Origin of the sequence: uncultured Intestinibacter sp. (assembly GCF_902468165.1) — a bacterium.
Taxonomy (GTDB): Bacteria; Bacillota; Clostridia; order Peptostreptococcales; family Peptostreptococcaceae; genus Intestinibacter.
In genome coordinates this window covers 1-12,315 of record NZ_CABQXJ010000032.1, presented here as the reverse complement: position 1 = coordinate 12,315, position 12,315 = coordinate 1, and the positions used below count along the sequence as shown (strand labels likewise).

Genomic DNA, 12,315 nt, shown 5'->3' with positions numbered 1-12,315 from the left:
AACAATTATCTATTAAATAATTTAAACTTATTTACGAGATGCTTCATAGATTTATTAACTTCGTTGTATTGCACGTCGTTTATTGCAACTCTAGCAATAAAAACTATATCGTATCCAGATTTTATTTTGCCATCAACATCTAATCTAAATGATTCTCTTATTTTTCTTTTAACCTTGTTGCGAACAATCGCTTTTCCTACCTTTTTAGAAACTGATATGCCCACTCGATTATATTCTAAATTGTTTCGCATTATATACATTACTAAGTATCTATTTGCAAAAGATTTACCGTGTTTATAAACTCGTCTAAAATCAGAGTCTTTTCTCAAACGTTCAGTTTCATTAAAATACATCTTAGTTAATCCTCCATAAACACAGCTTCATTGTTTTCTTCATTTTTAAATTTAAAAAAATTACGCAAAAAGGCCACTTTCTTAAGCGGCCTTTTTAAATTAATGAGTTAATCTATTTCTTCCTTTAGATCTTCTTCTTTTTAACACGTTTCTTCCGTTAGAAGTTTTCATTCTTTTTCTAAATCCGTGTTCTTTTTTTCTTTGTCTTTTTTTTGGCTGATAAGTTCTTTTCATTCTTTGCACCGCCTTTCAAATTTTTTTCCATTTATAAAAATAATAATTTTACTTTCAAAGTAAACATAACACATATTATTATAAATGCTTTTAATTAGGTTGTCAACGAGTTTTTGAGCTTATTAAACATATTAAAACGGTTAAATTTTTTATAAAAATTACACATAATGCAAAAATATATTCACATTATTATCAACATATATGTGCATATCTTAACAGATTAATTTCAAAATAATTTATTCATTTTTTTAGCCCTTGGTCTTAACCTACTACAATTTGATTTTAAGTTCATCTACATATTCTATTTTATCCACAACTATCCACATTTATCTGTTGAAAATGTGACTTCTTTTTATATTTCTTCATTATTACAATATAAACATTTAAAAATTTTTTATACCTTTTTTATATTTTCTCTAAAATACCTCCTTTATATTAACTAAAAATAAACTAATTCACATTTTCCACAAATTTATACTCTTAATCCATCAAATTTTGCCTTTTTATTTTTTTATTTAATTTGTAAAATTGGCTCTTGCTTTTAGCCTGCAAATAATATATTTTTTTATATGCACATTTGATTCACACTATGTTAATTAAATTATCCACATCCCTGTTTATTTGTGGATAATTTAATTTAGTCATATTGTAATTTGGAAAATTTTTTGATATTATTAAGGTGCATGTTAATACTGTGGATAAAGTTATTAAGCAATTCACAACATGTGGATATTCTTGTGTATAACTAGCACTTTTATTGACAATATTATTACTATTCATTGAAATTACAATACTTAATAATCTTAATAACTTTATCCACAGCTTGTTAATAATTATATATATTAAATACGTACGCACACATTATCCACAAGTTATCCACCGATTGTTGTTAGTAACTATATTAGAATTCTAACTTTGTCATTTTTTAAGCTTTTTGTGGATATTTCTGTGGAAAAACTAATAATTTGTTGGAGGTTTAAATATGGACATCGTTTCATTATGGAAAAAAACATTGCAACTTATAAAAGGTGAAGTTGCATCTGCTAGCTTTGAAACATTTTTTAAAAACACTGTACCTATTGAAACAAATTCGAATGAGTTGACATTACTTGCACCTACTGAATTTGCAGAAGATATATTAAGAACTAGATATTTAAATTTGATAGAAAGTTGCTTAAGCCAACTTACTTCAAACAAATTTGAAATTAAAATTATTTCTGATAGTAACGAAGTTGAACAAAATCCTTTAAAAACTTCAAATAATAATATTATTATTAACAACAATAGTAACAATAATATTATTAGAAATTACCCTAGACTAAATCCTAAATACACATTTGATACATTCGTAATAGGAAATAGTAATAGATTTGCTCATGCTGCCTGTGTTGCAGTTGCTGAATCACCAGCAAGAGCATATAATCCACTATTCTTATATGGTGGTGTTGGACTTGGAAAAACTCACTTAATGCATGCGATCGGACACTCTATTATGAAAGAGCAAAATGATGCAAAAGTTGTTTATGTATCATCTGAAAAATTTACAAATGAACTTATAAATTCAATAAAAAGCGATAAAAACGAGGAATTTAGGGATAAATATAGAAATGTTGATATACTGCTTATAGACGATATTCAATTTATAGCAGGTAAAGAAGGTACTCAAGAAGAGTTCTTCCACACATTCAATGCTTTACATGAAGCAAATAAACAAATAATTATTTCTAGTGATAGACCTCCAAAAGAGATACCTACATTAGAAGACAGGTTAAGATCTCGTTTCGAAATGGGATTAATCGCAGATATTCAACCACCTGATTTTGAAACAAGAATAGCTATATTAAAAACAAAAGCTCAAATAGAAAATATAGATATTCCTAATGAAGTAATGAATTATATAGCTACATATATAAAATCAAATATAAGAGAGTTAGAAGGCGCTCTAACAAGAGTTGTAGCTTATTCATCACTTATCAACAAAGATATATCTTACGACTTAGCTGTTGAAGCTTTAAAAGACATTGTAACAACATCAGAAAGCCAAGAGATATCTGTAAATAGAATAAAAGAAAAAGTTTCTACTGCATTTGGAATCAAAATGGATGACTTTAATTCTAAGAAAAGAACAAGAACAATAGCTTATCCACGCCAAATAGCAATGTATTTAAGTAGGGAGCTTACAGACTTATCGTTACCTAAGATAGGAAACGAATTTGGAGGAAGAGACCATACTACAGTTATACACGCTCATGACAAAATTTCAAAAGATCTTGAGCTTGAAAAAAATAGTGAATTAAAAGAGAAAATAAGTAAAATAATAGCAGAATTAAAAGGGTAAAGTTATACACAGTTTACCTGTGAATACTTGTGGATAAACCTGTGAATAGATGTGTATATAATTTTTGGCAAAAAGTTATCCATAATCTTTCCACAAAGTTATCAATAGGTTTTTGCATAGTTATACACATTTTGTACACATGCTGCAATCATTGATATCAGTATTCTACAAGTACTTATACACATTATCAACAACACCTACTACTAATACTACTATCATTATTATTAATTATTTTATTAAAAAAGCAACAAGGAGGTTATCCACATTGAAGATAATTTGTAATCAAAAACTATTAGCTAATAAAATTGGAATTGTGCAAAAGGCTATTAATTCAAAAACAACTTTAGACTTACTAAAAGGTGTTTTAATAGTTACGAAACAAGATGAAATAGTCTTAAAGGGATATGATTTAGAAATAGGAATAGAAACTCATGTTTCAGCAGAAGTAATTGAAGAAGGAAGTATAGTAATAAATTCAAAACTATTTGGGGATATAATAAGAAAATTACCAGATTCATTTGTAGAAATAGAAACAGATGAAGATAACAATGTTTATATAAATTGTTTAAACTCAAAATTCAAAATAAAAGGGGATTCAGCAAAAGAATATCCACAAATTCCAGATGTTAATGAGGATAAGTTATATAGCATACCTCAAGACGTACTAAAAAGTATGATAAAACAAACAGTATTTGCAACATCACAAGATCAAACTAAGCCAATACTTATGGGAGAGCTTTTAGAAATAGAAAATGGAAATATAAACTTAGTTGCAATAGATGGTTATAGATTTGCGGTTAGAAGTTGTCAAGTGGATAACTTAAGCCATGAAGATATAAAAGCTAAGATAATTATCCCAGGGAAAACACTAATTGATGTGAATAGTTTATTATCTTCAGAAGAAGATGTTAAAGTTGGATTCAATGAAAAAAATGCTATTTTCATATTGGATGAAACTAAAATAGTAACAAGACTTCTAGATGGAGAATTCATAGACTATAACAAGTTATGCCCAAGGGAGTATAATTCAAAAATAAAATTAAAAACAAGAGATTTATTAAACAGTATAGAAAGGGCATCTTTACTTTCTCAATCTGAACTTAATAATCTTATAAAATTATCTATAAGAGATTCTGTGATGGCTATAACTTCAAACAACGAAAAAGGTAATGTTTATGAAGAAGTGGCATTATCACTAGAAGGTGATTATTTAGATATAGCATTTAACTCAAGATATTTATTAGAGGGACTTAAAAATATAGATTGTGAAGAAATATTTATAGAATTCACAACAAATGTGAATCCTTGTATAATTAAGCCAGCTGATGGAACAAAATATACATACTTACTTTTACCAGTAAGAATATCTTCTAATAATTAATCCACTAAATAATCCACAACTGTTAATAAATGTTAATATATTACAGAAAAGGAATACATAAAAAAAACTCGTCTAAAAATAAATAGTACGAGTTTTTTTTAGTTATGATATAATAAGTTATTAGATTAAAAATTGTAGGAGGGTAAGTTATGCTTGAATTGAAAATAGAATCAGAATATATAAAATTAGATCAATTTCTAAAACTTGCTGATATTGCATCAACAGGTGGACATGCAAAATACCTTATTCAAGAGGGCGTTGTAAAAGTAAATGGTGAAGTTGAAACAAGAAGAGGTAAAAAATTAGTACCTGGAGATGTTGTTGAAGTAGAAGGAAATCAAATAACACTAACAAAGTAAGTTAGTACTCTAAGGAGAGTATTCTTATGCGATTAAATAGCTTACAACTAATAAATTTTAGAAATTATGATAATTTACATTTAAATTTTGAGAAAAACATAAATTTACTCGTTGGAAAAAATGGACAAGGAAAAACTAACATTGTAGAAGCTATATACATGCTATCATTTGGAAAATCATTTAGAACCAATAAAGACAAGGAAGTCATAAAATTCGGAAGTGAAAACCTATATATCGGTGGAAATTATTTAAAAAACTCTTCAAAAGGTTTAATTGAAGTTGCAATTGGAAAGAATAAAAAGGGAATAAAAGTTAATAAGATTCATATTCAAAAAATTCAAGAATTGCTGGGTAACTTAAATGTCGTAATTTTTTCTCCAGAGGACCTTAAGTTAGTTAAGGACGGTCCTAGAGAGAGAAGATCATTTATTGACAAAGAAATTAGCCAAATCATGCCTAAATATTATAATTATCTAGTTAATTATAATAAAATATTGATTCAGAGAAATAAAACTTTAAAAAGTAAGATGGTAGATGCTAATCTATTGTCTGTGTATGATGAGAACCTGGCTAATTATGGTGCCTATATTTACATTTTGAGAAGAGATTTTATAAAAAAAATAGCTAAAATATCTAATGAAATGCACAAGAAATTAACAGGTAACAATGAGGAATTGTTGATAACTTATAAAAATCAGATAAATTTATCTGATGAGGATACCGTTATAGATGCAAAAAATAAGCTATTAAAAAAATTAGAATCAAATAGACAACACGATATAGAAACTAGAATGACTAAGTACGGAATTCATAAAGATGACCTAAACATTTTTATAAATGATTTAGATGTTAAATTATACGGTTCTCAAGGTCAACAGAGAACAGCATCTATTTCGTTAAAATTATCTGAGATAGAACTAATAAGACAAGAAGTGAACGAAAATCCAGTTCTAATTTTAGACGATGTTTTTAGCGAATTAGACGAAACTAGACAAAAATTATTAGTCAAAAATTTAGGCGAAGTCCAAATGTTTATAACTAGTGCGGAACTAGCACATAAGAGAATTTTTGATGAGAGTGATACAGCAATTTTTTATATAGATAAAGGAAAAGTTACAAATATTGAGGATGGAGGTAATTAGATGAAACAAGAATATGGTGCAAATCAGATTCAGGTACTAGAAGGTTTAGAAGCAGTTAGATTAAGACCAGGTATGTACATTGGATCTACAGGACCAAGAGGTTTACACCACTTAGTATATGAGATTGTGGATAACAGTATCGATGAGGCATTACAAGGATACTGTGATAGAATATATGTCTGCATTAACGAAGATGGTAGTGTAACAACTAAGGATGATGGTAGGGGTATACCTGTAGAAACACATCCTAAAACAGGTAAATCTACACTTGAAACAGTATTAACAATACTACATGCCGGTGGTAAATTCGGTGGTGGAGGTTACAAGGTATCTGGTGGTCTTCACGGTGTTGGTATATCTGTTGTTAATGGACTTTCAGAATGGTTAGTTGCTGAAGTTTACAGAAATGGAAAGATATACAGACAAAGTTATAAAAAAGGTATAACAGATTCAGAATTAGAGATAGTAGGTGAATCTGATCATACAGGAACAATAATTCAATTTATGCCTGATGCTACAATATTCGATGATATAGTATTTGACTACAAAACACTAGAAAGTAGATTAAGAGAGTTAGCATTCTTAAACAAAGGTGTAAGAATAGTATTTGAAGATAAGAGACCTGGACAAGAACAGAAAAAAGAATTCTTATACAATGGTGGTATAAGAGAGTTCGTAGAATACCTAAATAGCACTAAAACTCCTATACATGAAAACGTAGTTTACATAGATAAAAAAATACAAGACTGTATGGTTGAAATTGCTATCCAATACACAGATGGATATTCTGAAAATATATTATCATTTGCGAACAATATAGATACTCATGAAGGTGGAGCCCATTTAGCTGGGTTTAAATCTGCGTTAACAAAGACAGTAAACGAGTATGCTAAAAGAAATAAATTATTAAAAGAAAGCGATGCAAACTTATCAGGTGAAGACATAAGAGAAGGTCTTACAGCAGTTGTATCTGTTAAATTACCAGACCCTCAATTCGAAGGACAAACTAAAACTAAATTAGGTAACACTAGAATGAGAGGTATAGTTGATGCAGTAACTGTTGAAGAACTTGGTGCATTCTTAGAAGAAAATCCACAAACAGCAAGAGTAATTGTGGATAAAGCATTAAGAGCTCAAAGAGCTAGAGAAGCTGCAAAGAGAGCTAGAGAATTAACAAGAAGAAAAACTGTACTTGAAAGTACTTCTTTACCAGGTAAATTAGCAGACTGTGCAGAAAAAGACCCTGCAAAAAGTGAAATATTCTTAGTCGAAGGGGATTCTGCCGGTGGTTCAGCAAAACAAGGTAGAGATAGATATACACAAGCTATATTACCACTTAGAGGTAAAATACTTAACGTTGAAAAATCTAGATTAGATAGAATATTATCATCAGAAGAAATCAAAAACATGATAACTGCTTATGGTTGTGGTGTTGGAAATGATTTTGATTTAGAAAAAGCTAGATATCACAAAATAGTAATAATGACCGATGCCGATGTCGATGGTGCACACATCAGAACATTATTATTAACATTCTTCTTTAGATATATGAGACCACTTATAGATAATGGTTATGTTTATATAGCACAACCACCTCTATACAAAGTTAAAAAACAAAAGAAAGAATACTATGTTTATTCAGATAAAGAATTAGAAACTTTATTAGAAGAAATAGGTAAGAGTGGAATTGAGCTTCAAAGATATAAAGGTCTTGGGGAAATGAACCCAGAACAATTATGGGAAACAACAATGAACCCAGAAACAAGAACTTTACTTCAAGTAACAATAGATGATGCTACAGAAGCAGATAGAATATTCTCTATGTTAATGGGAGATAAAGTTGGACCAAGAAAAGAATTTATAGAAGAAAATGCTGAATTCGTTAAGAACTTAGATATTTAATGAGGAAGGAGAATAAACATGGAAGAAAATAATAGAATAATTCCTGCCGAAATTTCGAAAGAAATGAAGGATTCATATATAGACTATGCCATGAGTGTTATCGCTGGTAGAGCACTTCCAGACGTAAGAGATGGTTTAAAACCAGTTCATAGAAGAATACTTTACTCTATGAATGAGTTAAACTTAACTCCAGATAAACCATATAGAAAATCTGCCCGTATAGTTGGGGACGTTTTAGGGAAGTACCATCCACATGGCGATAGTGCAGTATACCTAGCAATGGTTAGAATGGCACAAGATTTCTCAACTAGAGGACTTTTAGTTGATGGACATGGTAACTTCGGTTCTGTAGATGGTGACTCACCAGCCGCAATGCGTTATACAGAAGCAAAAATGAGTAAGTTATCATTAGAATTATTAAGAGATATAGACAAAGAAACTGTAGATTTCGGACCAAACTTTGACGAATCTTTAAAAGAACCTACTGTATTACCAGCTAGATTCCCTAACTTACTTGTAAACGGATCAAATGGTATAGCTGTAGGTATGGCAACATCTATACCACCACACAACTTAGGTGAAACAATAGATGCTACAGTACATCTTATTGATAACCCAGATTGTTCAGTTGATGAATTAATGGAATATATACAAGGTCCAGATTTCCCAACTGGTGCAATAATAATGGGTAAAGATAGTATAGCTGAAGCTTATAAAACTGGTAGAGGTAAAGTTAAAGTTAGATCTAGAGCAGAAATAGAAGAGCTTCCTAAAGGAAAACAACAAATAGTTGTAACAGAAATTCCTTACCAAGTTAATAAAGCTAAATTAGTTGAAAGAATAGCTGAATTAGTTAAAGATAAAAAAATCGAAGGAATATCAGACTTAAGAGACGAAAGTAACAGAAATGGTATGAGAATCGTTATAGAGTTAAAGAGAGATGTAAATGCTAACATAGTATTAAACAACTTATACAAACATTCTCAACTTGAAGATACATTCAGTATAATAATGCTTTCTCTAGTAAACGGTGTTCCAAGAATATTAAACTTAAAACAAATATTATACTACTATGTTGAACATCAAAAAGATGTAGTAACAAGAAGAACTAAATTCGAATTAAACAAAGCTCAAGCAAGAGCACATATATTAGAAGGTTTAAAAATAGCCTTAGATTACATAGATGAAGTTATAAGCTTAATCAGATCTTCTGCAAATACACAAATGGCTAAGAGTGGATTAATGGAAAGATTCAAATTAAGTGATATACAAGCTCAAGCTATCTTAGATATGAGACTTCAAAAGTTAACAGGGCTAGAAAGAGAAAAAGTAGAAGCTGAATACAACGAATTAATGAAAAAGATAGAATACTTAGAATCAATACTTGCAGATGAGCAATTATTACTAGGTGTTATAAAAGACGAAATCTTAGAAATTAAAAAGAAACATTCAGATGCTAGAAGAACAGAAATAAGACATGCTGAAGGTGAAATAGATATAAAAGATTTAATAGATGATGAGGAAATAACTATAACATTAACTCATTTCGGATATATCAAGAGATTACCTTTAGATACTTATAAGAGTCAAAGAAGAGGTGGAAGAGGAATATCTGCTCTTACTGTTAGAGAAGAAGACTTCGTAAAACACCTTATAACTACAAGAACTCACAATAGATTATTATTCTTTACTAATAGAGGTAGAGTATTTAGATTAGATGCATTTGAAGTTCCAGAAGGGAAGAGACAAGCAAAAGGAACTGCAATAGTAAACTTACTTCAATTAGGACCAAATGAAAAAATAGCAACATTAATTGAAGTTGATACAACAACAAATGATGATTCTTACTTATTATTAGCTACTAAAAAAGGTATAGTTAAGAAAACTAAGAGATCTGAATTCAAAAATATCAACAAATCAGGCTTAATTGCTATTGGATTAAGAGATGACGATGAATTAATAGATGTAAAAACTACTAACGGAGAAAAAGATGTATTACTTGTAACATCAAAAGGTATGTCAATTAGATTTGATGAAAAAGACATAAGACCAATGGGTAGAACTGCTATGGGTGTTAAAGGTATAACTTTATCTGAAGACGACAGAGTAGTATCTATGAGTTTATCTGATGAAGGTGAAGACTTATTAGTTGTAAGCCAAAATGGTTATGGAAAAAGAACAGACATAGATGAATATAGAAGCCAAATAAGAGCAGGTAAAGGAATTAAAACTTACAACATGTCTGAAAAGACAGGTGAAATAGTTGGAGCAACAATGGTAAACAACGAAGACGAATTGATGCTTATAAATTCTGATGGAGTCCTTATTAGATTAAGAGTTGATGATATATCTGTATTCGGAAGAGTTACTAGTGGTGTTAAACTTATGAAAACAGATGATGAAGTTAACGTAGTTTCAATAGCTAAAATAAATACAGATGAGGAAGAATAGGGTAACACCTATTCTTTTTCTATATTACATACATTGATTAATATTGTGGACAAAATATATTATTTGTGGATAGTTAAAAATTGCAATTTTGCATATTATAATAAGAGATTTAAGAAATGTCCAAGAAATAACTTTAAAAGCATTTTTTAATAAACTTTTTTGGTATTTTGAATAAATAATATATAATCAATCCACAATGTAATATATAATATAAATATATTTAAAGGTGAAAGGAGCTAGATGATATGAGTAAAAAAAGAGGAAGAACTTTAACATTAGGAGTAATAATAGGATTTTTTATTGGATTATTTTTAGCACCTAAGAAAGGCAAAGAATTAAGAAGAGATGCCAAAGAAAAGATAGACACAATAAAAGAAAATCCCAAAGATGTTCTACATGAAACATTTGCAGATGTAAAACAAAAAGTGTCTAAAATAAAAGATGACTTATCTGAAGAAAAAATGGAAATCAAAGAAGAAGACATAGTAGTCAGCAGACGTTTTGATGAAGAAGGAGAGAATAAATAATGAATGCAATTGGTTGGCAAATTGGGGCAGTTTTATTTGGTGTTGCGATATTAATAATAGCTATATACATAGCTAAAACACTAAATACAGCTACAAAAACAATTGATAGAGTTAATAAAATAATTGATTACAATGAAAAAAACTTAAATCAAATAATAGATAATGCAGCCGATATAACAAATGATGTAAGAAGTATATTAGATGTGGTTGAAAAAGTAACTGGTTTCTTCAAGGTTTTAAGAATATTTAAAAAATAATTGGAATAGTGCAGGAGGTTTGTAAATGTCTATAGATATAAAATTAAAAAATGATACAGATGCTGATTTCTGGGAAGTATTAGTAGCAGGAGAATTAGATGTATCTACAGCAGACGAATTTAAAGAGTATTTACATAAATTAATTGATAAAGGTATAAAAAACATAAGACTTAATTTAGAAAATCTAGATTATATTGATTCAACTGGATTAGGTGTTATTATAGGAATACTAAAAAGAATAAAAGTTGAAAATAAAGAAATATATATAAAATCACCAAGAGATAATGTTAAAAAGATTTTTTCTATAACAGGACTTGATAAAATATTTAAAATGGAGGGATAGAATTGAATTTTGAAACTATAAAAATGGAAATTGCTTCTAACCCACAATATGTAAGCGTTATAAGATTAACTACATCAGGGATAGCTAATAAAATAGGATTTTGTTTAGAAGATATCGAAGATATAAAAGTAGCTGTATCAGAAGCTTGTACAAATGCTATAAAACATAGTTTAGACAATAAATTTTCTGTAGAATATACAATATTTGAAAATGGATTAACTATTACAATAATAGATAGTGGCAAAGGATATGATGTTGATTCGATAGATGTGCCTAATTTAGAAGAACCTAAAGAAAGCGGACTTGGGTTATTTATAATACAAAGTTTAATGGATGAAGTAGAGATCAAATCTAATATAAATTATGGAACAGTTATAAAAATGACAAAATATTTAGGAGTTGATAATTAATGAAAGATATGTCATCTGTTACCAACTATCTAGATATGGATAATAAAGAATTATTTAATATTTACAGTCAAGATAAAAGTAATAAAGAAGTTAGAGATATATTAATCGAGAGAAATCTTTATTTAGTTAATATATTAGCTAAAAAATATATAAATAAAGGGGTTGAATTTGAAGACTTATACCAAGTAGGTTCATTAGCTCTTATATATGCTATAGAACGTTACGATATGTCAAAAGGTTATGAGTTTTCAAGTTTTGCAACGCCAACTATTATAGGAGAAATAAAAAAATACTTTAGGGATAAAGTCTGGACTATGAGAGTTCCAAGAAGAGTTCAAGAATTAAATAAAAAAGTAAACGAAGCAAAACTTTTATTAGAACAACAAAATAAGAAAAAACCTAAAGTAAAAGAAATTGCAGAATATATAGGATGCAGAGAAGAAGAAGTATTAGAAGCTTTAGAAGCATCATATGGATATCAGCCTGTTTCATTAGATTCTCCTATAAATGGTGATTCTGAAGATACGGAAGTAACTTTAATTGACAAGATAGGTGGACAAGAAGATAGTTTTTCTAATATAGAATATAAAGATTTTATAGAAAAATTTGTGAATAAAT

At 28.8% G+C, this 12,315-nt stretch carries 13 protein-coding genes; 11 read left to right on the top strand and 2 right to left on the bottom strand.

All coding sequences use genetic code 11. The features are described 5' to 3' along the window. Positions 1–5: 5 nt before the first annotated feature. Positions 6–353 carry a ribonuclease P protein component gene (rnpA, locus tag RDX53_RS07400; RefSeq protein ID WP_195930060.1) on the bottom strand — a complete coding sequence of 116 codons (348 nt, stop codon included), beginning with the start codon at positions 351–353 and terminating at the stop codon, positions 6–8. A gap of 99 nt (positions 354–452) precedes the next feature. Then, complete coding sequence (gene rpmH / locus RDX53_RS07395) at positions 453–587, bottom strand: 50S ribosomal protein L34 (protein ID WP_039679955.1); 135 nt, start codon at positions 585–587, stop codon at positions 453–455. 982 nt (positions 588–1,569) lie between these two features. On the opposite strand from rpmH, the gene dnaA reads away from it, so the two are divergent. The 11 genes from dnaA to RDX53_RS07340 form a co-directional block, all read left to right on the top strand. Then, on the top strand, positions 1,570–2,925 hold the full coding sequence (gene dnaA, locus RDX53_RS07390) for a chromosomal replication initiator protein DnaA (RefSeq protein WP_307993909.1): 1,356 nt from the start codon (positions 1,570–1,572) through the stop codon (positions 2,923–2,925). Between the two features lie 265 nt (positions 2,926–3,190). Beyond that, positions 3,191–4,306, top strand: a complete 1,116-nt coding sequence (gene dnaN / locus RDX53_RS07385) for a DNA polymerase III subunit beta (RefSeq protein WP_195930058.1) — start codon at positions 3,191–3,193, stop codon at positions 4,304–4,306. Positions 4,307–4,455: 149 nt separating this feature from the next. Further along, positions 4,456–4,665, top strand: a complete 210-nt coding sequence (yaaA, locus tag RDX53_RS07380) for a S4 domain-containing protein YaaA (RefSeq protein ID WP_195930057.1) — start codon at positions 4,456–4,458, stop codon at positions 4,663–4,665. 26 nt (positions 4,666–4,691) lie between these two features. Further along, entirely contained in the window at positions 4,692–5,807 is a 1,116-nt protein-coding gene (gene recF / locus RDX53_RS07375) for a DNA replication/repair protein RecF (RefSeq protein WP_195930056.1), read from the top strand. Beyond that, positions 5,808–7,709, top strand: a complete 1,902-nt coding sequence (gyrB, locus tag RDX53_RS07370) for a DNA topoisomerase (ATP-hydrolyzing) subunit B (protein ID WP_195930055.1) — start codon at positions 5,808–5,810, stop codon at positions 7,707–7,709. Positions 7,710–7,727: 18 nt separating this feature from the next. Then, positions 7,728–10,160 (top strand): DNA gyrase subunit A, encoded by a 2,433-nt coding sequence (gene gyrA / locus RDX53_RS07365; RefSeq protein ID WP_195930054.1) that lies wholly within the window; start codon positions 7,728–7,730, stop codon positions 10,158–10,160. 245 nt (positions 10,161–10,405) lie between these two features. Next, positions 10,406–10,687: a YtxH domain-containing protein gene (locus tag RDX53_RS07360; RefSeq protein ID WP_195930053.1), complete on the top strand. Its 282-nt coding sequence runs from the start codon at positions 10,406–10,408 to the stop codon at positions 10,685–10,687. Continuing rightward, positions 10,687–10,944: a DUF948 domain-containing protein gene (locus RDX53_RS07355; RefSeq protein ID WP_195930052.1), complete on the top strand. Its 258-nt coding sequence runs from the start codon at positions 10,687–10,689 to the stop codon at positions 10,942–10,944. Before RDX53_RS07360 ends, RDX53_RS07355 begins: the two co-directional genes overlap by 1 nt. Before the next feature lie 25 nt (positions 10,945–10,969). After that, on the top strand, positions 10,970–11,287 hold the full coding sequence (locus tag RDX53_RS07350) for an STAS domain-containing protein (protein ID WP_195930051.1): 318 nt from the start codon (positions 10,970–10,972) through the stop codon (positions 11,285–11,287). A 23-nt stretch (positions 11,288–11,310) separates the two neighbouring features. After that, positions 11,311–11,697 (top strand): ATP-binding protein, encoded by a 387-nt coding sequence (locus tag RDX53_RS07345; protein ID WP_195930066.1) that lies wholly within the window; start codon positions 11,311–11,313, stop codon positions 11,695–11,697. Next, positions 11,697–12,315: sigma-70 family RNA polymerase sigma factor (locus RDX53_RS07340; RefSeq protein WP_307993908.1), on the top strand; the 619-nt coding region annotated here is incomplete at its 3' end. The genes RDX53_RS07345 and RDX53_RS07340, both read left to right, overlap by 1 nt.

Excerpts from the sequence above, each read along its gene's own strand:
- rnpA (WP_195930060.1), bottom strand. The coding sequence starts at position 353 with ATGTATTTTAATGAAACTGAACGTTTGAGAAAAGACTCTGATTTTAGA.
- rpmH (WP_039679955.1), bottom strand. The coding sequence starts at position 587 with ATGAAAAGAACTTATCAGCCAAAAAAAAGACAAAGAAAAAAAGAACAC.
- dnaA (WP_307993909.1), top strand. The coding sequence starts at position 1,570 with ATGGACATCGTTTCATTATGGAAAAAAACATTGCAACTTATAAAAGGT.
- yaaA (WP_195930057.1), top strand. The coding sequence starts at position 4,456 with ATGCTTGAATTGAAAATAGAATCAGAATATATAAAATTAGATCAATTT.
- recF (WP_195930056.1), top strand. The coding sequence starts at position 4,692 with ATGCGATTAAATAGCTTACAACTAATAAATTTTAGAAATTATGATAAT.
- gyrB (WP_195930055.1), top strand. The coding sequence starts at position 5,808 with ATGAAACAAGAATATGGTGCAAATCAGATTCAGGTACTAGAAGGTTTA.
- gyrA (WP_195930054.1), top strand. The coding sequence starts at position 7,728 with ATGGAAGAAAATAATAGAATAATTCCTGCCGAAATTTCGAAAGAAATG.
- RDX53_RS07360 (WP_195930053.1), top strand. The coding sequence starts at position 10,406 with ATGAGTAAAAAAAGAGGAAGAACTTTAACATTAGGAGTAATAATAGGA.
- RDX53_RS07355 (WP_195930052.1), top strand. The coding sequence starts at position 10,687 with ATGAATGCAATTGGTTGGCAAATTGGGGCAGTTTTATTTGGTGTTGCG.
- RDX53_RS07350 (WP_195930051.1), top strand. The coding sequence starts at position 10,970 with ATGTCTATAGATATAAAATTAAAAAATGATACAGATGCTGATTTCTGG.
- RDX53_RS07345 (WP_195930066.1), top strand. The coding sequence starts at position 11,311 with ATGGAAATTGCTTCTAACCCACAATATGTAAGCGTTATAAGATTAACT.